The following is a 20,445-nucleotide window of genomic DNA, read 5'->3' on the forward strand; positions in this document are numbered from 1 at the left end:
TGCCGTGTGCAGCACTTTTCCCGTAGTCCCGGATTGTGGTCTGGAAATTGCTTGACACCTACTTGACTTCAAGAGTACTTTGAATCGTAACAATGAAACGATTCAAAGCTTGGGAAGTTCAGGAGAGTTGCAGATGAGGGTGTGTTTCCGCTCCTCGGTCCAGCCGGGGCTGATCGACGAATACCGGCGCCGGCATGCTGCCGTGTGGCCGGAGATGCTCCGCGCGCTCCAGGACGCGGGGTGGCACAACTACTCGCTGTTCCTGGGCGCGGACGGGCTCCTGATCGGGTATCTCGAATGCGACGACTTCGACGCCGTCCGGGCCCGGATGGCCCTGACCGAGGTCAACACCCGCTGGCAGGCCGAGATGGCCACGTTATTCGACAATCCAGACAATCCGGACCAGGCGCCCGACGAAGGGTTCCAGGTCCTCGAGGAAGTCTTCAACCTTGACCACCAGCTCGCGGCGGCGGAGTCCACCAGCAGCTGACGCGCAGGCCCACTTGCGGGCGCAAATATCAGACCACAGCACAACAGACCACATCACTAAAGACCGGGAAGAACCAACATGAATGACGTAGCAACGGCGCTGGGCAGGCTCGGAGAGCTTGCCATCGAGGTCCCTTCGTGGGCTTATGGCAATTCAGGCACGCGCTTTAAGGTGTTCGGCACGCCGGGTACCCCGCGCACCGTGCAGGAGAAGATCGCGGACGCCGCCAAGGTGCACGAGCTGACCGGCCTTGCCCCCACGGTGGCCCTGCACATTCCCTGGGACAAGGTGGATGACTACGCCGCGCTCAAGGAGTACGCGGCTGGTCTCGGCGTGGGTCTGGGCACCATCAACTCCAACACGTTCCAGGATGACGAGTACAAGTTCGGTTCCCTGACGTCGTCGAACGAGTCAGTGCGGCGCCGGGCCATCGCCCATCACCTTGAGTGCATCGAGATCATGCACGCCACGGGCTCGCAGGACCTGAAGATCTGGCTCGCGGACGGCACCAACTACCCGGGCCAGGACGACCTCCGCGGACGCCAGGATCGGCTGGCCGAGTCGCTGCAGGAGATCTACGCGGGCCTGGGCGAGAACCAGCGCCTGGTGCTGGAGTACAAGTTTTTCGAGCCGGCTTTCTACCACACCGATGTTCCGGACTGGGGTACGTCCTACGCGCAGACCCTGGCTTTGGGGGAGAAGGCGTTGGTCTGCCTAGACACCGGACACCACGCGCCGGGCACCAACATCGAGTTCATCGTGATGCAGCTGCTGCGCCTGGGCAAGCTCGGTTCCTTTGACTTCAACTCCCGCTTCTACGCGGACGATGACCTGATCGTGGGGGCCGCGGACCCGTTCCAGCTGTTCCGGATCATGTACGAGGTCATCCGCGGCGGCGGCTTCGGCAAGGACTCGGGCGTGGCCCTCATGCTGGACCAGTGCCACAACCTGGAGGAGAAGATCCCGGGCCAGATCCGCTCGGTCCTGAATGTCCAGGAAATGACGGCCCGTGCCATGCTCGTGGACACCGCCGCCTTGGGCGAGGCCCAGCGCACCGGCGACGTCCTCGCCGCCAACGGCGTCTTCAATGATGCCTTCTACACCGACGTCCGGCCCATCCTGGCCGACTGGCGTGAATCCCGCGGCCTGCCCGCGGACCCGATGGCCGCGTTCAAGGCCAGCGGTTACCAGAAACAGATCAACGAGGACCGCGTCGGCGGCCAGCAAGCCGGATGGGGCGCATAGAGCATGACGAACAAGACTGTTGAAGACCTGATCAACCGTTCCAACCGCCTCGGTGCGGACAAGCGGAACACCAACTTCGCCGGCGGCAACACCTCGGCCAAGGGCACCGGGAAGGACCCGGTGACGGGCGAGGATGTCCAGCTGCTCTGGGTCAAGGGCTCCGGCGGGGACCTGGGCACGCTGACGGCCGGGAACCTCGCGGTACTGCGCCTGGACCGGCTGAATGCCTTGAAGAATGTGTATCCGGGCGTTGAGCGCGAAGACGAGATGGTGGCCGCTTTTGATTACTGCCTGCACGGCAAGGGCGGCGCCGCGCCGTCGATCGATACCGCCATGCATGGCCTGGTTGACGCCGCGCACGTGGACCACCTGCACCCGGACTCCGGGATCGCGATTGCCACCGCCGTGGATGGAGAGGCCCTGACCACCAAGATCTTCGGCGACAAGGTCCTCTGGGTTCCGTGGCGCCGTCCAGGTTTCCAGCTGGGCCTGGACATCGCCGCGATCAAGGACGCCAACCCGCAGGCCATCGGCACCATCCTGGGCGGCCACGGCATCACCGCCTGGGGCGCCACCAGCGAAGAAGCGGAACAGAACTCGCTGTGGATCATCGAGCAGGCCGAAAAGTACATCCAGGACAACGGTAGAGCCGAACCCTTCGGTGCCAAGCTGACCGGTTACAGTCCGCTGCCGGAGGCGGAGCGGCGCGCGAAGGCCGCCGCGTTGGCCCCGGTGATCCGCGGCCTGGCCTCCACGGACAAACCGCAGCTGGGGCACTTCAGTGATGACGCCGTCGTGCTTGACTTCCTGGCAGCCGCCGGGCACCCGCGCCTGGGCGCGCTGGGCACGTCGTGCCCGGACCATTTCCTGCGCACCAAGGTCAAGCCGCTGATCCTGGACCTGCCCGCAGACGCGTCCGTCGAGGACTCCATCGCCCGGCTGCGGGAACTCCACGCGGATTACAGGGAGGACTACCAGGCGTACTACGACCGGCACGCCATTGCCGACTCACCGGCGCTGCGCGGCGCGGACCCGGCCATCGTGCTGGTCCCGGGCGTGGGCATGTTCTCGTACGGCGCGAACAAGCAGACCGCGCGGGTCGCCGGTGAGTTCTATCTCAACGCGATCAACGTGATGCGCGGTGCCGAGGCGATCTCCACCTACGCCCCCATCGAGGAGTCCGAGAAGTTCCGGATCGAATACTGGGCCCTGGAAGAAGCCAAGCTGGCCCGCCTGCCCAAGCCCAAGTCCCACGCCTCCCGCATCGCGCTGGTGACGGGTGCGGCGTCGGGCATCGGCAAGGCGATTGCCACCCGGTTGGCGTCCGACGGCGCGTGCGTCGTCATTGCCGACCTGAACCTTGAGAACGCCCAGGCCGTCGCCGCGGAACTCGGCGGCGTGGACGTCGCCATCGGCGTCCAGGCGGACGTAACCGACGAGGCGCAGATCGCGGCCGCCATCCAGGAAGCGGTGCTGGCGTTCGGCGGGCTGGACCTGGTGGTCAACAACGCGGGCCTGTCCATATCCAAGCCGCTGCTGGAAACCACCGAAAAGGACTGGGACCTGCAGCACAACGTCATGGCCAAGGGCTCCTTCCTGGTCTCCAAGGCCGCTGCGAAGGTCATGATCGCGCAGGACATGGGTGGAGACATCATTTACATCTCCTCCAAGAACTCCGTGTTCGCGGGTCCGAACAACATCGCGTACTCCGCCACGAAAGCCGACCAGGCGCACCAGGTCCGGCTCCTCGCGGCCGAACTGGGCGAACACGGCATCCGGGTCAACGGCATCAACCCCGACGGCGTGGTCCGCGGCTCCGGCATCTTTGCCGGCGGCTGGGGCGCCAAGCGCGCCGCGGTCTACGGCGTGGACGAGCAGGAACTGGGCAAGTACTACGCCCAGCGCACCCTGCTCAAGCGCGAAGTCCTGCCCGAGCACGTGGCCAACGCCGCCGCGGTCCTCACGAGCAACGAACTGTCCCACACCACCGGCCTCCACATCCCCGTGGACGCCGGTGTGGCCGCAGCCTTCCTCCGATGACCGCAACCGAATCAGCCGCGAACACCGGCCCCGCCCCGGCCGGGGCGGTGTTCGCCGCCGTCGACATCGGTGCCTCCTCCGGCCGGGTCATCCTCGGCCGGATCAAGAACGGTTCGTCCGCTACTGACGACGCGAGCGTGGAGCTGGAGACCGTGCACCGTTTTCCCAACGGTGTGGTGGAGCTCGACGGCGGCCTCCACTGGGATTTCGACGCCCTGTTCGCCGAGGTGCTGGCGGGCCTGACTGCCGCCGCCACGGTGGCGGCGCTGCAGGACGAAACCATCATCAGCATCGGGATCGACACCTGGGCTGTGGACTACGGCCTGGTCAACGCCGCCGGGGAGCTCACGGCCCAGCCGTACAGCTACCGCGATGACCGCAGCCGGGCCGCCGTCGCGCCCGTGCATCAGAAACTGGACCCTGCCCGGCTCTACGGCACCACCGGGCTGCAGTTCCTGCAGTTCAACACCCTGTACCAGCTGGCCACCGAACGGAACCTGGACGGTCTGCAGGCGCTGCTAATCCCGGACCTCATCGCCTTCCTTCTCACGGGACAGCGCCGCACGGAATCCACCAACGCCTCCACCACGGGTCTCTTTGATGCTGTCGCGGGGGAGTGGGCCACCGAGTTCCTCACCGCCCTGGGCCTGCCCAAAAAGCTGTTCCCGCCGCTGATCGAGCCCGGTGAAACCGTGGGCACCCTGCTGCCGGCGATCGCGTCCAGGGTGGGACTGCCGGCCGGCACCAAGGTGGTGGCCGTCGGCTCGCACGACACTGCCTCCGCCGTCGCCGCCGTCCCCGCCCAGGAGGACGACTTCGCCTACATCTCCTCTGGCACTTGGTCCCTGGTGGGGCTGGAACTGAATCATCCGGTCCTGACCGAGGCCAGCCGGGAAGCGAACTTCACCAACGAGCGCGGCGTGGACGGCACCATCCGCTACCTGCGAAACATGGGCGGGCTCTGGCTCCTGAGCGAGTGCCAGCGGACCTGGGCCGCTGAAGGCTACACTCCGGAACTGACTGATCTGCTGGCCGCCGCGGCGGCACTGCCCCCGGGCGGCCCGCAGATCAATCCGGACGATTCCGCCTTCATCGCCCCGGACAACATGCCCCACCGCATCCGCGCCACGGTCCGCCACACCGGGGACATCCTGCCGGATGACCCCGCGGCCATCACCCGTTGCATCATGGACAGCCTCGCCACCGGCTACGCACGGGCCATCGCGGACGCCGAACGCCTGGCAGACCGCACCGTGGACGTGGTCCATGTGGTGGGCGGCGGCTCCCAGAACAGGCTCCTCTGCCAACTCACGGCCGACACCACCGGTAAAAAATTGGTGGCCGGGCCGATGGAAGCGACCGCCGTCGGGAATGTCCTGGTCCAGGCCCGAGCCGCCGGGCACGTCAGCGGAGGGCTCACGGAACTGCGCCGCCTGGTGGTGTCATCGCACGAGCTGCAAACATTCACGCCGCAGCTCTCCCGCCTGTAACCACCCAGCATCCCAGCGCGAAAGGACACTGGAGGCCCCGGCGGCGGGCCTCAAGTGTCCGCTCGCGCCCGGAGGCGGGGCCCAAGTGTCCTTTCGCGTCAAGAGTGGTGCCCCGGGCAGATTGTGTGACGTAGGATCTCCGATAGCAACCCAACGAGACAGGACCGGACAGCAGCATGCCCCTCTTCGACCTTCCCCTTGACCAGCTCCGCGGCTACTCCTCGAGCGTCACGCCGCCCGCCGACCTCAAGGATTTCTGGGACGCCACTTTCAACGAGGCCCGGACGTTCCCGCTCAACGCAACGTTCGAGCCCGTGGAGAACCATTTGTCGGTCATCGACACTTTCGACGTCACGTTCGCCGGTTACGGCGGTGCGCCGATCAAGGGCTGGCTGCACCTCCCGGCGAACCGGCGCGCTGGAACCCGGCTGCCCGTCGTTGTGCAGTACATCGGCTACTCGGGCGGGCGCGGCTTGGTCAACCAGGACACCAAGTGGGCGCAGGCCGGCTACGCGCACTTCATCATGGACACCCGCGGCCAGGGCTATGGCGGGATCCTCGGCGAAACGGCGGATCCCCACCCGTCGGCGGGCGAGGTGGCCTACGCGGGGCTCATGACTAGGGGCGCCGGCAGCCGCGAGGACTACTACTACCGCCGGGTGTACGTGGACGCGTTCCGTGCGGTGGGAGCGGCGCAGTCCCACCCGGAGGTGGACCCGTCGCGCGTGGTCCTGGCGGGAATCAGCCAGGGCGGCGGCATTGTGGTGGCGGTTGCCGGACTGGCGGCGGGAAGGCTCGACGGCGTCATCGCCGCGCTGCCCGACGTCCCCTTCCTTCAGGACTTCCCTAGGTCGATCGACATCGCGGCCCGCGGCCCCTATCCGGAAATCGCGGCTTTTCTGGGCCGGCACCGGTACCGGTATGAGCCGATGCTCGCGGTCCTGAACTATTTCGACGGCGTCAACCTGGCCCGGGCGGCCACCGCGCCTGCCTTGTACTCGGTGGCGCAGATGGACGATGTCTGCCCGCCGTCCACGGTGTTCGCCAGCTTCAACGCCTACGGCGGCGACTCCGCGGCACAAAAGGAGATCGAGGTCTACCGGTTCAACAACCACGAGGGCGGCCAGGAGCACCACTGGATCAGGCAGCTGCGGTACCTCCGCGAGCTCCTGGGCTGATCCCCCTGACCAAGTAGGTGGTGCCATCAGTCGTTTTGGAGGCTCAAAACGACAGATAGCGCTACCTAGTTGGGCGGGCGGCTGACTGGGGCCCGGATTTCCACGTGTGACGGCCGTGATTTTGCGGCCGTCGCAGCCCGCGGTTATGGTGTGCCTATGACAAACCGTTGGTATGCGTATTTTTCGTTGGCTCTGGAGGAGCCCGCGTCTAACTGACACGCATCCATCTTCCTTCAGAGCCAACAGGGCAGAGATCATTCTCTGCCCTTCGCCATTTCTCCGGCGGGTTCTGATCTGGGCCCGCTTTCCTATCTGGAAAAGGACCCGAACATGAGCGCCGCGACAGCCACTCCCGCAAAATCCACGTCCAATCTGCGCGTCAGCGAATTCACGCCGCTGCCCACGCCCCAGGAGCTCATCGCCGAGCTGCCCCTGGACGCCCGGGTGACGGACGTCGTCGAGCGTGGCCGCGACGAAGTGCGCGCCATCATGGACGGCGTGGACGACAGGCTGCTGGTCATCGTGGGCCCCTGCTCCATCCACGATCCCAAGGCAGGGCTGGAATACGCCCGCCGGCTGGTCAGCCAGGCAGAAAAGCACCGTGACGACCTCCTGATCGTGATGCGCACCTACTTCGAAAAGCCCCGCACGACCGTGGGCTGGAAGGGCCTGATCAACGATCCGCGCCTGGACGGCAGCCACGACATGGTCACCGGGCTCCGGACCGCCAGGGAGTTCCTGCAGCAGCTCACCGCGCTGGGGCTGCCCACCGCCACCGAATTCCTGGAACCCATCAGCCCCCAGTACATGGCGGACCTGATCTCGTGGGGAGCCATCGGGGCCCGCACCACCGAAAGCCAGATCCACCGCCAGCTTGCCTCCGGGCTCTCCATGCCCATCGGATTCAAGAACGGGACCGACGGCGACCTCCAGGTCGCGCTCGACGCGTGCGGCGCCGCCGCTGCCGCGCAGGCTTTCCTGGGGATCGACGGCGACGGCCGGGCCGCGCTGGTGGCCACCGCCGGGAACCCGGACACCCACGTCATCCTTCGGGGTGGACGTAAGGGGCCCAACTACTCAGCTGCCGACGTCGAAAGTGCTTCCGCCAGGCTCGCCGGCAAGGGGCTCAACCCCCGGCTGATCGTGGACGCCAGCCACGCCAACAGCGGCAAGAGCCACCACCGGCAGGCGGAGGTGGCACTGGAAATCGGCGCACAGTTGGAGCGCGGCGGCAAGGCGACGCAGGCCGTCGCGGGCGTCATGTTGGAGAGCTTCCTGGTGGGCGGTGCCCAGAACCTGGATGTCACCGAGCACGCGGCGGGCCGGGCGGAGCTGGTCTACGGCCAGAGCGTCACGGACGCGTGCATGGATTGGGACGTATCCGTTTCGGTCCTCGATCAGCTCGCGGCGTCCGCCCGGAAGCGCCGGACCGCTTAATGATTGCCCGGATGACTTTCACTACAGCCCCATGAACCTCTAGAGTATCTAACACATGGTTGGTGGATGGCTCAGCATCGGCACACCGAAAATGAAACACAGCTGGGGTTACTGTCGTCATCCATCAGCAAAGGAATAGGGAAATGTCCGCAGAACAGAACTTCTCGAACGCGAAGTTCCTGACCGTGGCCGAAGTGGCCGAGGTCATGCGCGTCTCCAAGATGACCGTCTATCGGTTGGTCCACTCAGGCGAAATGCCCGCGGTGCGTTTCGGCCGGTCGTACCGGGTCCCGGAAAACGCCGTCGACCAGTACCTCAAGGGTGCTGTGGTGGACGGGCACACCGAAACCGCCTGAGCATTACCTGCGGTCAGTGGGCATCGCCAAGAAGCGGTACCCTGTTAAGGAACGTTTTACGTCATTGTAAGAATCTGTCAGTTGTTTCAGTTCTGTAGCTCTGTCCACGGACCTTTTCCATCAGACAGGTACTGCATCTAGTTTGTGAGGAACTTTCGTGGGTTCAGTTATTAAGAAGCGTCGCAAGCGTATGGCCAAGAAGAAGCACCGCAAGTTGCTTCGTAAGACCCGTCACCAGCGCCGCAATAAGAAGTAGAGATACTTCGACAAGCGTGAAATGCCCGTTGCCTTCCCGGCAGCGGGCATTTTTTTGCGTCTAAGTGGTCACACCCGCCCAACTGAAGTAGCGCTATCTGTCGCTATGAGGCCTCAAAGCGACAGTTAGCGCTACTTAGATGCGGGGCCGCGCATCCGGGAGTATCCGCGCCAGAGCCCGTACACGGCGCCGCCGGCCGTTGCTGCCTTGAGCCCCAGGGTGGCTGCGCGGCGGCCGGAACGGAAATCGTAGACCGGCCAGTTGTTGTCCCGCGCGTGGCGGCGGAGCCTGGCATCGGGATTGATGGCCACCGGGTGCCCCACCACTGTCAGCAGCGGGATGTCATTGTAGGAATCGCTGTAGGCCCAGCACCGCTTGAGGTCCAGGCCTTCGGCGTCTGCAAGTTCCCGGACGGCCACAGCCTTCGCTGCACCGTGCAGGATGTCACCCACCAGGCGGCCGGTGTACATACCGTCGGCAACCTCGCCTACCGTGCCCAAGGCTCCGGTCAGGCCCAGCCTGGTGGAAATGACCGCGGCGACCTCAATGGGGGTTGCGGTGACCAGCCAGACCCGCCGGCCCACGCGGAGGTGCTGCTGCGCCAGTGCCTTGGCGCCGGGCCAGATCCTGGACGCGATCATTTCGTCGTAGACCTCTTCGCCCAAGGCCTTGACGTCTTCCACCGTGATGCCCGCGGCGAGGGTGAGGGCGGAATCGCGGACAGCGTGGACGTCGTCCATGTTCTCGCCGCGCGCCACAAACTTGAACTGCTTCCACGCGAAGCCCGCAGCCTGCGTCAGGGTAAAGGCTCCGCGTTGGTGCATCTTGCGGGCGACGTGGAAAAGGCTGGCGCCCTTCATGAGGGTGTTGTCGACGTCGAAGAAGGCGGCTTCGCCGGTCTGCATCACTGCATCCGGCTGGGTCACCACAGCGACGTACTTCTCCTCGGGCATGTCCACGAGTCTAGTCAATACTCGGTGGCCAAGATTTTAGTGCCAGTGCCAGTGCCTCCTCGTGCCCCGCCGTCGGCCCCTGCCTTCTGCCCCGAAGGGCGTTACGGTTAATGCATGGCAAAACCCGAGGTAGTCCTCATCACCAAAGCAGACTGTCACCTGTGCGCAGAGGCGCGCGACGCCGTCGGACGCGTTACTGCCTTGCTGGGACTTGGGTGGACGGAACAGCTGGTGGACGAGCTGCCGGAACTGCGTGAGCGGTACGCGGAGGAAATCCCGGTGGTCCTGGTGGATGGAATCCAGCGCGATTTCTGGAAGATCGACGAAGCCCGGCTGGAGCGCGTCCTCCAACGCGCCATGGCCCAATAGGAAAGCGGCCTCGCAGAATGACACCGGCTTTGTTGGCACCAGCGGCGGGGCTCTAGAGTGGAGTCACGACGCGATGGGATGGAGGGGATAGTGACTTCGCTGGATTCATCTCCCCAGGCTGTCCAAGGTGCAGAGAATGCCCAGGGTCCGCAGCCTGTCCACGGTACAGAGGCGGCCAAGCAGATACCGCCCGCAGCAGTGGCACGGTTGACCATCTACCTGCGCGCCCTTAATACGCTGCTGTCCGACGGCGTCGAGCGGGTGTCTTCGGAATCCCTGGCAGAAGCTTCGGGCGTGAGCTCGTCAACACTGCGCAAGGACCTTTCCTATGTGGGTTCGTACGGCACGCGCGGCGTGGGCTACGAAGTGCAGTATCTGAGCCGCCATATCTCCGCGGCCCTGGGACTGACCCATGACTGGAAGGTCGCCATCGTGGGCGCGGGTAACCTGGGCAAAGCCCTGGCCCGCTACGGCGGCTTCGAGTCCCGCGGTTTTGACGTGGTGGCAATTTTCGACGCCGACCAGATGGTGGTGGGCAATGAGGTGGGCTGGCTGCGGGTCAGCGACGCCGCGGATATGGAGGCCGTCCTGCAACGGACCGGCGCCAACATGGTGGTCCTGGCACTTCCGGCCACCGTGGCGCAGGCCGTGTGCGACCGCGTAGTGGCGGCCGGTGTCCACAGCATCCTGAGCTTCGCCCCCGTCATGCTGCAGGTCCCCGCGGGCGTCAACCTCCGCAAGGTGGACATGGCCACCGAACTGCAGATCCTCGCCTATCACGCACAACGGGCGCAGACCCCTGACCGGACCGCCTAGTTCTTCGGCGGCTGGCGGGGTCCACGCCCGTTAGGGTGTGGATTTCGACTGGTTGGTACTACTGGCCGTAGGGGTTGCCAGGCGTGGTGCCCGGGGCGCCGTACGGGCTACCGAACGGCTGCTGCTTGCGGAAGTACGGAGCCGCCGCCGGCAGGTAGAGCAGCACGATGGCTGCGATCCCGGCGAGAGTCCCCACGGTTCCGAGGCTCGGTACGCCGAAGAGGCCGAAAATCGACAGCGCCGCGAAAACGGTGCCGAGGATGCGGGCCCAGTTCTTGCCCTTGCGGACGAAGAATGCCACCAGCGCGTACAGCCCGGCGCCGATGATGGCGAAGACCACGAGCGATCCGGCGAGGACGCCCTTGAGGTCCTCGTAGGCGAACTCCGTGCCGGTGGCGCCGCCGCTGCGCATGGCGTCTTCGAAGGCATTGCGCATCGCAGGGTCATCGAGCATGCCAATGCCCATCAGCAGGCTGATGACATACACAACGCCCGCGGCAATCAGCAGCCAGAACGAGATGTTGACCAGCTGGGGAATCCCGTTGGATCCCGTGGCCTGCGGCTGTTCGGAGGGGTACTGCGCGTAGGGAGACTGTCCGTACGGCTGCTGGCCATAGGGCGGAGGTGTGGGCTGGCCGAACTGCGGCGGGGTGTTCTGCCCGTACTGCGGGGCGTTCTGTCCGTACTGCGGCGCCGGGGGAGTCTGCTGGCCGTACTGCGGGGCGTTCTGTCCGTACTGCGGCGCCGGGGGAGTGGGCTGCCCGAACTGCGGGCTGTTCTCGCCGTATCGGGGTGCCGGCGGCTGGTTGCCGGGCTCGGGCTCGTTCGGGACGGGAGGCGGGACAGGCGTGCTCATGAGCGGTCCTTTGCAGGTCGGATGTCAGTTCGGCTGCTGGGTGCAGTCCAACTGGCCTGCCCCCAGTACGGCTTGGTTCCACCGTACCCCCGGCGCGTGCTGCGGGGGATCATTCCAGAGAGGTATTCCGGCTTAACTCAGCCCGGATCGTTCAAGACCCTGTTTCCAGGGATATTCGTGCACGCGCGGCTGTCTATTCAGGGCCAGAAGCGCCCGTAATGGCCTGGCCAGCTGGGTGGGATGCGTCTACGCGCGGCCCTTGACGGAGTTGAACCAGGCCTGTGAGTTCGGCAGCCACATCAGAACGGTTGCCGCGGCGCTGATGAGGAAGCCGAGCCAGTTGTTACCGATCCCGCTGCCGCCGCCAACACTGCCGCCGAGCACGGCGAGCACCAGCGAAACGCCGGCGACGATTGTGAGGGCAAGGCGGGCCCATTCCTTGCCTTCCTTCATCTTCAGGACCAGGACAATCTGAGCCGCGCCCAGGACGAGTGCCACCAGGACGAGAAGGAGGACCACCGCAGCCAATGCGGGCGCCACGGTAAACAATGCCAGGGTGGCAAGCATGCCGAAGAGGCCGCCCAGTACACCCAGCATGCCGCCGATGAGCCAGATCCAGTACGAGACCTTGAGCTCGGTGGGCAGCCCGGTCACGCTGAACATGCCGGAGAAACCGCCCTTGGGCATGACGTCGTTGAAGTTGTGGGGGCCGTCGGTGGGCATTGCAAATTGGAAGCCGCCCGGCTGGCCCGGCTGGTTGTTTGATTGCCCGGGCTGGCCGTAGGGCTGTCCTGGCTGCGAGTAGGCCTGGCCAGTCTGCGGGTAACCCTGTGGCGGCTGGTAGCCGGCGGGCGGAACGTTGCTGGCAGGCGGCTGAGTGGCAGGCGGCTGGGCGCCGGGCTGCTCGGCGCCGGGCTGCTGGGGCTGCTGGGGCTGTGGTACTTCACTGTTGCTCATGGGTCTCACTGTAGACCGCGTGTCCGCCTGTATCTAGGGGATAAAACAAAGCACCCCGGCCGCCAGATTCCGGGGAAATGGCGGCCGGGGTGCTTCGGGAAGAAAAGCTAGGCTGCGGGTGCGATGAACGCGAGCTCCAGGTTGATGGCAACCTTGTCGCTGACCAGCACGCCGCCGGCTTCCAGTACGGCGTTCCAGGTCAGGCCGAAGTCCTTGCGGCTGATGGTGGTTTCAGCGGAGACGCCGGCGCGGGTCATGCCGAACGGGTCCACGGCCACGCCGTTGAACTCGGTCTCGAGGGCAACGGGGCGGGTGACGCCCTTGATGGTGAGGTCTCCGGTCAGCTCGTAGCTGTTGCCCTTGGCCACGAGGCCGTTGGAGACGAAGGAGATTTCCGGGAAGGCCTCGACGTCGAAGAAGTCTTCACCGCGGACGTGGCCGTCACGGTTGACATCGCCGGAGTCGAAGCTGGCGGTCTGGATGGTGGCACTGATCTTGGAATCGGCCACGTTGTCGGCGAGGTCCAGGGTTGCCACGGCGTCCTTGAACTGGCCGCGGACCTTGCTGATGCCGGCGTGCCGGACGGTGAAGGCGATCTCGCTGTGGGAGTTGTCGAGGATCCAGGTGCCGGTGGTGACGTCTGCGGGAAGAGTCATGGTGTTTCTCCTTGGGTTTGTCGGGTGGTACTTCCGGATAGCTTGACGCTTCATCTGTTGAATCATCAACTATCCGCTGCATCCAGTATAAACATGCATTTGCATGTTTTGTTCCCTGTTCCGGAACATTTTTCCAAAAGTTTGAGTTCTACTGGATGTAGAAGATTTCGGATAGCCCGCCATCTTTGAGAAACTAGTAAACATGCCCCAATCCACTGTCCATCTGCTCCGCCATGGCGAGGTCCACAATCCTGACCGCGTTCTGTACGGCAGGCTGCCCGAATTCCACCTCTCCGAGCTGGGCCGGGAGATGGCGCAGATGCTCGCCGACCACTTCGCCGAGCGTGCCGCGCGCGGGGCCAGGATCGTCTACCTCGCGGCGTCGCCGCTGGTCAGGGCGCAGGAAACGGCGGCTCCCACGGCTGAGGCGCTTGGTCTGGAAATCCACACAGACGGCCGCATTATCGAAGCGGAAAACTACTTCCAGGGCATGAAGGTCACCAAGGCCGAGCTCCGGAAGCCCAAGCACTGGCCCCACCTGGTCAACCCGTTCCGGCCGTCCTGGGGCGAACCGTACAAGGCGCAGGCCGCACGCGTCAGGTCAGCTGTTGAGGACGCCCGGCTCCGAGCTATCGACCTGGCCGCCGGGGACTACGGAACCGACGGCCCGGAAGCCATCATGGTCAGCCACCAGCTCCCCATCTGGGCCACCCGCCTCAGTGCCGAGAACAAGCCGCTGTGGCATGACCCGCGCAAACGCGAGTGCACGCTGACGTCCATCACCTCCCTGGTGTTCGACGACGACGGCTCGCTCCTGCGCGTTGACTACAGCGAGCCCGCTGCCGTACTCCTTCCCGGTGCCGCCAGCACCCCCGGAGCCTGACATGACTGGCGCACGCACAACATCCAGCAAAACATCAAGCACCGCATCCCGCCGTGCCGTACTCGCCGCCGGCGGCGCAGCCCTGACCGCCCTGACACTGGGACTGTCCGCCTGCGCCCAGGAAGACGCCCTCGCCAAGCAGGCAAAAGCCGGCGACAACAAGAACTACGTAGCCGGGGACGGCTCGGTGACCGAGTTCACCGCGGCGGACCGAAAGGCCGCCGTCGCCATTAACGGCACGCTGTTCAACGGCACCCCCGTAGCCTCCGCGGACTTCCAGGGCAAAGTGACGGTCCTGAACTTCTGGTTCGCCGCCTGCGCACCCTGCCGGGTGGAAGCACCCATCCTGGAAGAGCTGCACCAGGACTTCAAGGACCAGGGCGTGCAGTTCTTCGGCGTCAACCTCCGCGACGAAAAAGGCACAGCAGAGGCCTTCGACAAGACCTTCAACCTGACCTACCCCAGCTTCGACGACAAGAACGGCGGCGTGCTCCTGGCCGTCTCCGGCCTGGTCCCGCCGGGGGCAGTCCCCACAACACTGGTCCTGGACAAGCAGGGCCGCGTGGCCTCGCGCGTGCTGGGCGAAATCCAGAAGGGCACCCTCAAATCCCTCATCACCGCCGCCGTGGCAGAGTAGCGGCGGCCCCGGACCGTGAACAGCCCCTTCGCCGAAACCATCCTGAACGGCTCGCTCCTGCTTGCCATCCCGGTGGCGCTGCTCGCCGGCCTGGTGTCCTTCCTGTCGCCGTGCGTGCTGCCCCTGGTGCCGGGCTACCTGGGCTACGTCACCGGCCTGAGCGGCGTGGACCTGCAGAAGCAAAAGCGCGGCCGGATGCTCGCGGGCATCGGGCTTTTTGTGCTGGGCTTCTCCGTGATTTTTGTCCTGCTGGGCGGAGCGTTCGGCCAACTGGGCACCTTGATCACCGGCTCGCAGAACGCCTGGATCACCCAGCTGCTGGGGGTCCTGGTCATCCTCATGGGTGTGGTGTTTATGGGCGGTTTCGGCTGGCTGCAGCGTGATGCGAAGATCCACGCCAAGCCACCGGCCGGCCTGTGGGGCGCGCCGTTGCTGGGCCTCACGTTCGGCCTGGGCTGGGCGCCGTGCATCGGCCCCACCTACTCCGCCGTCCAGCTCCTGAGCCTGTCCGGCGGTTCCTCCGCCGCCAAGGGTGCCTTCCTGGCATTTGTCTACAGCCTAGGCCTGGGCATCCCGTTCCTGCTGATTGCCCTGGCGGTGCGCCGCGGCATGGGCGTGATGTCCTTCTTCCGCACGCACCGCCTGGCCATCCAGCGGACCGGCGGCGGGATCCTGGTGGTCCTTGGCCTCCTGATGGCCAGCGGCGTCTGGGGCACCTGGGTCACCGAGTTGCAGTACTGGTTCCAAACCGATGTGAAGTTGCCGATCTGATGAGCGAGCGCGTGAAAGCAAACAAAAAGTCCCCGGCACCCGGTGCCGCCGCCAAAACTGAGGCGGCGCTGCCTGTCCTGGGGCCGGTGGAGATGCTGCGTTGGGCCTGGACCCAGCTGACCAGCATGCGCACGGCGCTGTTCCTGCTGCTGCTCCTGGCCGTTGCCGCGGTGCCCGGTTCGCTGTTCCCGCAGCGTCCGGCCAACCCGTCCATCGTGACGCAGTACATCAAGGACAACCCGGACTACGGGAAGCTGCTGGACACCCTGCAGCTCTACGATGTCTATTCCTCGGCGTGGTTCTCGGCCATCTACATCCTGCTGTTTATCTCGCTGATCGGCTGCGTGGTCCCGCGCGCCATCGCCCATTACAAGGCCATGCGCTCCCAGCCGCCGCGGACCCCCAAACGTCTATCCCGCCTCCCCGAGTACGGCACTCTGGTGGTTCCCGCCGACGCCGGCCTCCCGGCGTCGGACGCCATCCGCAGTGCCGCCGGGGTGCTGAAGAAGCGCGGCTACCGCGTTGAGGTGAGGGACGACGACGGCGCGCGGCCGTCTTTGGGCGCCGAGCGCGGCTTTGCCAAGGAGGTAGGGAACCTGGTGTTCCACACCTCGCTGATCGGGGTCCTGGTGTCCGTGGCCGTGGGCGGCCTGTTCGGCTACAGCGGCCAGCGCATCCTGGTGGAGGGCGACACCTTCGTGAACACGCTGGTGGGCTACGACCAGTTCACCCCCGGCACCAACTTCCAGTCCAGCCAGCTGCAGCCGTACTCCATCCAGCTGGACAAATTCGACGTCTTGTTTGACCGCGAATCACCGGGCAAAATCGGTCAGCCCATCGACTTCAACGCCGAAGTCACCACCCGGGAAACCCCTGAATCGCCCGCCAAGCAGGAAGTCCTGAAGGTCAACGATCCCGTGACCCTGGGCGGCACCAGCATCTACCTCACCGGCAACGGCTACGCGCCCGTGGTGACCATCCGCGACGGCGCCGGCAACGTGGCCATGCAGGGTCCCGTGGTGGCCAAGCTCCAGGGTGACAACTACTACTCGTCCCTGGTGATCAAGGTCCCGGACGCGCGGCCCGAACAGCTGGGCTTCGTGGGGTTCTTCCTGCCCACGGCGTTTGTCACCGACGAGGGTGTGTCCTTCAGCGGCGATCCGGACCTGTTCAACCCGCGGCTGACCCTGAACTCCTACTTCGGGGACCTTGGCCTGGACGCCGGCTCGCCGCAGAACGTCTTTGAACTGGACGTCAGTGACCTCACGCCGCTGAACGCCCGCAACCTGGACGCCGGCGGCATCACCCTGGCTCCGGGCAGCACCTACACCTTGCCGGACGGCAAAGGCAGCATCAGCTTTGACAGCGTAAAGCGGTACGTGGGCGTGGACATCCACCACAATCCGGGCCAGGTCTACGCACTCATTTTCGCGCTCCTGGCCGTGGGTGGCCTGATCGTCTCGCTGTATGTGAACCGGCGTCGCGTCTGGGTGCGGACCGGGACCCACGAGGACGGCCGGACCATGGTGGAGTATGGCCTGCTTGCCCGCGGTGAGGACCACCGGCTAGCCGCGGAGGCGGCGGTCATCAGGAAGCTGCTCTCCGAAGAGTGGCAGCTTGAGGATTCCGATTCCACCGGCACCCAGCAAACTCCCAGCCGCCAGGGCGATAATGGCGCAGTATCGCTCACCTCCCCAGCTGGCCCCACCGGGCCGAAAAAGGACCAGTAATGCCGTTCGCCATCAACGAAACCATGGGCCAGTACAGCGAGCTGTTTATGCTGCTCGCCGCCGGCACGTACACCGTGGCGTTCATCGCCTTTGCCTGGGACCTCGCCAAGAGCAGCAAGGCGCTGCGCGCAATTGACCTGAAGGCGGCCGAGGCTGCCGGGACCAAGGTGCCCGCAATGGCCGGCGCTGGCTCAGCCGCGGCAGCGGACAGTGTGGCAGCGGACCGGGTGGACTCGCACCTGGCCGGACCGGTAGGGCGGGCCGAGCGGCCGTCGTCGTCCGTTGCCAAGCGGGGCGGCGACGCTTCCGGGGCCGGGCAGACCGCCGACGCCGATATGCGCTACGCCGCGGAACGCCGCGTTCCGGCGCGCGTTGCTGTCGCCCTCACTGTTCTCGGCGTGCTGATCCACGCCGCCGGCGTCATCACGCGCGCCGTGGGTTCAGGACGGGTGCCGTGGGGCAACATGTACGAGTTCCTGACCACCGGCGCTTTTGTGGCCGTGGCCGTGTTCCTGGTGGTGCTGATCCGGCGTGACCTGCGGTTCCTCGGCACGTTTGTGGTGGGCCTGGCCATCATCATGCTGGTGGCCGCCTCCGTGGCCTACTGGACTCCGGTGGGCCACCTGGTTCCGGCGCTGCAGAGCTACTGGTTGATCATCCACGTGTCCATCGCCGTGATGTCCTCCGCCCTCTTCACCCTCACGTTCGCCATGTCCGCCCTGCAGCTGGTCCAGTCCCACCGGCAAAAGACGGTGGCTGCTGGCGGTGCCGACAAGCTTGGCTTTATGCGCCTGGTTCCCTCGGCGCTGAGCCTGGAAAACCTGTCCTACCGGATCAACGCCATCGCCTTCATCGGCTGGACGTTCACCCTGATGTTCGGTGCCATCTGGGCCGAAAAAGCCTGGGGACGGTTCTGGGGCTGGGACACCAAGGAAGTCTGGACATTCGTGATCTGGGTGGTTTACGCGGGCTATCTTCACGCCCGCGCCACGCGTGGCTGGACCGGCACCCGCGCCGCCTGGCTGTCGATCGTGGGCTACCTGTGCGTTGTCTTCAACTTCACCATCGTGAACCAATTCTTTAATGGCCTGCATTCCTACTCGGGCCTCTGAGCAGGGGTTTCTCCGGCGAACCGCCTCAGCCCGCACCTAATACACCAATCGATGTATGAATCAGGGTGTTGCCCCGCAGACGGGGATGCTACCTTGGTGGGAGTTGTCCGTGATGAAGCTCGCAGACAACTAGCTGCGTTTTGCCGAGGTGCCCATGAGCTATGTTCTCGCCGTTGATGTCGGGACCAGTTTCACCGCCGCCGCCATAGTCCGAATTGATCACAATGCCTCGCGCGTTCCGGAGAGCCTCCCTCTGGGTCTCCGCGGAACGGCGGTGCCCTCTGTGGTCTACTACCCGGAGGAAGGACCCATCCTGGTGGGTGAGGCGGCCGAACGCCGCGGCCTTGACTCTCCGGAGCGGGTGGTGCGGGAGTTCAAAAGGCGGGTCGGAGACGACGTCCCCATTGCGGTAGGCACGCTGTCCCTCCCCGCTGAGGAAATCTTCGCCACCATGGCGCGCTGGGTCGCAGACCGGGCTGAAGAGCGCGAGGGCGCGCCGCCGTCGGACATCATCCTTTCCTACCCGGCCTCCTGGGGCGCGCACCGGACGGAGCTTATCCTCGCGGCCCTCGCGGCCAAGGGCCTCGCCAACGTCACCCTGATCAGCGAGCCGGAAGCGGCGGCGCTGCACTACGCCGCACAGGTGCGGGTGGAGGATGGCAGTACCATCGCCGTCTACGACCTCGGTGGCGGGACCTTCGACACCGCAGTCCTGAAGAAAGCGGACGCCGGCCACTTTGAATTACTGGGCCGTCCCGAAGGGATCGAGGGGCTGGGCGGCGCCGACTTCGACGCGGCCGTCCTGCGGTACGTTGCCGACCACGCCGGGCAGCGCCTGGCCAATCTTGACCCGTCGGCGCCCGGCGCGCTGGCAGCCTTGGCGCGCCTGCGGCGGGAGTGTGTGGAAGCCAAGGAGGCGCTGTCCGCGGACAGCGAGGCCAGCATTTCGGTGCTGCTGCCGGGGATCCAGCAGCAGGTGCGGCTGGTCCGGTCCGAATTCGAGGCGATGATCAGCGAGCCCATCCGGGAGACAGTGGACGCCCTGGAGCGTTCGCTGCAGGACCTTGGGCTCACCCCGGCTGACCTGTCCGCGGTGCTTCTCATCGGCGGCTCGTCGCGGATTCCCCTCGTGGCGCAGCTGATTTCGGAGCAGCTGGACCGGCCCATCGCCGTGGACGCCGATCCCAAGTCATCCATCTGCCTCGGCGCCGCCGTTGCCGCCCTCCGCGCGCAGCCGGAGGTGACCGCGCAGCCCGCCGCCTTGACCGCACAGCCACCCTCCGCCGTCGTCCTCACGCAGGCTGACGGGCATCCTGGAGCTGCCGGCCGACGAGCCAGCTGGTCCCGGCATGCCGACGCCGGTGCCCATGCCGCCGGTGCACACGCCGCCGGGCGTAAGGGCGGAGCGCATGCCCCCCGTCCGTCCGTGCGGCTCACCGCGGTGGCAGCGGTGGCGGCGCTCTTCACCGGGCTCACAGCGACGGCAGCCCAGAGCCCGGACGGACTCGGCAGCCTCACGGCGATGTTCGTCCCGCAGGACGCAGATGCGGCGAAGGACACCGCACGCGGTACCGACGCAGCCGCTGTCCAAGGCGGACCCGCAGCGGGTGGACCCGGCGCCGGTGGCCCCGCGGCAGGAGCCGGCGCAGCGCAGGTCCCGGTACGGGGGATTGAAGCCAGCGCCAAACCGAAGGACAGCGGTGCGGCGGCCAGTTCCGCGGGACTGGACATTGCTGCCTCGCCCACCAGCAGGCCACCTACCGAAGCAGGCCAACCAGCCGCCGGCGAGGCCGCTGCCGGGACGGGCATCTCCGGTGAGCCTGCACAGGGTTCCGGAGGCTCCGCCCCGGGTCCGGTGACCAACCCGACGACGGACCCGGCGCCGGGCCCGGGCACGTTGCCCGTCGATCCTGTACCCGCTCCGACCACTGACCCGGCTCCCGATCCGACGGCTCCTACACCGGACCCAACCACCGACCCGGCTCCTGATCCCACGACCGATCCTGCGCCGGACCCGACCACTGACCCGGCCCCGGATCCGACGACGGATCCTGCGCCGGACCCGACGACGTACCCAGCGCCGGCCCCCGAGCCGACGACGGATCCTGCGCCGGCCCCCGAGCCGACGACGGATCCTGCGCCGGTGCCCGACCCGGTCGCGGAACCGGCACCCACCATGGATCCCGTGCCAACCACCGAGCCAGCGGTCTGAG

Annotated in this window: 20 protein-coding genes; 16 read left to right on the forward strand and 4 right to left on the reverse strand. The window is 66.0% G+C overall.

The genetic code is table 11. The features are described 5' to 3' along the window. Positions 1-133 precede the first annotated feature (133 nt). The 8 genes from AC50YA_RS13855 to AC50YA_RS13890 all read left to right on the forward strand — a co-directional run bounded on the left by AC50YA_RS13855 (position 134) and on the right by AC50YA_RS13890 (position 8,492). Entirely contained in the window at positions 134-490 is a 357-nt protein-coding gene (locus AC50YA_RS13855) for an L-rhamnose mutarotase (RefSeq protein WP_494982846.1), read from the forward strand. A 78-nt stretch (positions 491-568) separates the two neighbouring features. After that, on the forward strand, positions 569-1,735 hold the full coding sequence (rhaI, locus tag AC50YA_RS13860) for an L-rhamnose isomerase (RefSeq protein ID WP_494982847.1): 1,167 nt from the start codon (positions 569-571) through the stop codon (positions 1,733-1,735). A gap of 3 nt (positions 1,736-1,738) precedes the next feature. Next, entirely contained in the window at positions 1,739-3,775 is a 2,037-nt protein-coding gene (locus tag AC50YA_RS13865) for a bifunctional aldolase/short-chain dehydrogenase (protein ID WP_494982848.1), read from the forward strand. Further along, complete coding sequence (locus tag AC50YA_RS13870) at positions 3,772-5,265, forward strand: rhamnulokinase (RefSeq protein WP_494982849.1); 1,494 nt, start codon at positions 3,772-3,774, stop codon at positions 5,263-5,265. Before AC50YA_RS13865 ends, AC50YA_RS13870 begins: the two co-directional genes overlap by 4 nt. A 176-nt stretch (positions 5,266-5,441) precedes the next feature. Continuing rightward, the gene (locus AC50YA_RS13875) at positions 5,442-6,443 is read left to right on the forward strand and encodes an acetylxylan esterase (RefSeq protein WP_494982850.1); all 1,002 of its coding nucleotides are present in this window, start codon (positions 5,442-5,444) and stop codon (positions 6,441-6,443) included. Positions 6,444-6,773: 330 nt separating this feature from the next. Then, on the forward strand, positions 6,774-7,880 hold the full coding sequence (locus AC50YA_RS13880; RefSeq protein WP_494982851.1) for a 3-deoxy-7-phosphoheptulonate synthase: 1,107 nt from the start codon (positions 6,774-6,776) through the stop codon (positions 7,878-7,880). A 143-nt stretch (positions 7,881-8,023) separates the two neighbouring features. Beyond that, positions 8,024-8,236, forward strand: coding sequence for a helix-turn-helix domain-containing protein (locus AC50YA_RS13885; RefSeq protein WP_494982852.1), 213 nt, complete (start codon positions 8,024-8,026; stop codon positions 8,234-8,236). 157 nt (positions 8,237-8,393) lie between these two features. Then, positions 8,394-8,492, forward strand: coding sequence for a 30S ribosomal protein bS22 (locus tag AC50YA_RS13890; protein ID WP_003792170.1), 99 nt, complete (start codon positions 8,394-8,396; stop codon positions 8,490-8,492). Positions 8,493-8,623: 131 nt separating this feature from the next. Here AC50YA_RS13890 and AC50YA_RS13895 read toward each other — a convergent pair whose 3' ends face one another. Then, positions 8,624-9,445 carry an HAD family hydrolase gene (locus AC50YA_RS13895; protein WP_494982853.1) on the reverse strand — a complete coding sequence of 274 codons (822 nt, stop codon included), beginning with the start codon at positions 9,443-9,445 and terminating at the stop codon, positions 8,624-8,626. A gap of 114 nt (positions 9,446-9,559) precedes the next feature. On the opposite strand from AC50YA_RS13895, the gene AC50YA_RS13900 reads away from it, so the two are divergent. Both AC50YA_RS13900 and AC50YA_RS13905 read left to right on the forward strand, forming a co-directional pair. Then, the gene (locus AC50YA_RS13900; RefSeq protein WP_494982854.1) at positions 9,560-9,814 is read left to right on the forward strand and encodes a glutaredoxin family protein; all 255 of its coding nucleotides are present in this window, start codon (positions 9,560-9,562) and stop codon (positions 9,812-9,814) included. 90 nt (positions 9,815-9,904) lie between these two features. Next, the gene (locus tag AC50YA_RS13905) at positions 9,905-10,630 is read left to right on the forward strand and encodes a redox-sensing transcriptional repressor Rex (protein WP_494982855.1); all 726 of its coding nucleotides are present in this window, start codon (positions 9,905-9,907) and stop codon (positions 10,628-10,630) included. 58 nt (positions 10,631-10,688) lie between these two features. On the opposite strand, the gene AC50YA_RS13910 is transcribed toward AC50YA_RS13905, so the two are convergent. The 3 genes from AC50YA_RS13910 to AC50YA_RS13920 form a co-directional block, all read right to left on the reverse strand. Then, positions 10,689-11,486: a hypothetical protein gene (locus tag AC50YA_RS13910; protein WP_494982856.1), complete on the reverse strand. Its 798-nt coding sequence runs from the start codon at positions 11,484-11,486 to the stop codon at positions 10,689-10,691. 246 nt (positions 11,487-11,732) lie between these two features. After that, a complete protein-coding gene (locus AC50YA_RS13915; RefSeq protein ID WP_494982857.1) occupies positions 11,733-12,443 on the reverse strand; it encodes a hypothetical protein in 711 nt (236 codons plus the stop codon). Between the two features lie 107 nt (positions 12,444-12,550). Further along, positions 12,551-13,099, reverse strand: a complete 549-nt coding sequence (locus AC50YA_RS13920) for a YceI family protein (protein WP_494982858.1) — start codon at positions 13,097-13,099, stop codon at positions 12,551-12,553. 202 nt (positions 13,100-13,301) lie between these two features. Between AC50YA_RS13920 and AC50YA_RS13925 the strand changes: the two genes are divergently transcribed. The 6 genes from AC50YA_RS13925 (at position 13,302) to AC50YA_RS13950 (ending at position 20,444) form a co-directional block, all read left to right on the forward strand. Continuing rightward, the gene (locus AC50YA_RS13925) at positions 13,302-13,982 is read left to right on the forward strand and encodes a histidine phosphatase family protein (protein WP_494982859.1); all 681 of its coding nucleotides are present in this window, start codon (positions 13,302-13,304) and stop codon (positions 13,980-13,982) included. Position 13,983: 1 nt separating this feature from the next. Continuing rightward, the gene (locus AC50YA_RS13930) at positions 13,984-14,619 is read left to right on the forward strand and encodes a TlpA family protein disulfide reductase (protein WP_494982860.1); all 636 of its coding nucleotides are present in this window, start codon (positions 13,984-13,986) and stop codon (positions 14,617-14,619) included. A gap of 15 nt (positions 14,620-14,634) precedes the next feature. Then, complete coding sequence (locus AC50YA_RS13935) at positions 14,635-15,390, forward strand: cytochrome c biogenesis CcdA family protein (protein ID WP_494982861.1); 756 nt, start codon at positions 14,635-14,637, stop codon at positions 15,388-15,390. Continuing rightward, entirely contained in the window at positions 15,390-17,120 is a 1,731-nt protein-coding gene (gene resB / locus AC50YA_RS13940) for a cytochrome c biogenesis protein ResB (protein ID WP_494982862.1), read from the forward strand. Before AC50YA_RS13935 ends, resB begins: the two co-directional genes overlap by 1 nt. Further along, positions 17,120-18,232, forward strand: a complete 1,113-nt coding sequence (gene ccsB, locus AC50YA_RS13945) for a c-type cytochrome biogenesis protein CcsB (RefSeq protein ID WP_494982863.1) — start codon at positions 17,120-17,122, stop codon at positions 18,230-18,232. The genes resB and ccsB overlap by 1 nt, the downstream gene beginning before the upstream one ends. A gap of 154 nt (positions 18,233-18,386) precedes the next feature. Further along, a complete protein-coding gene (locus AC50YA_RS13950; protein WP_494982864.1) occupies positions 18,387-20,444 on the forward strand; it encodes an Hsp70 family protein in 2,058 nt (685 codons plus the stop codon). Position 20,445: the final 1 nt, after the last annotated feature.

This window comes from Pseudarthrobacter sp. RHLT3-21 (genome assembly GCF_059383495.1).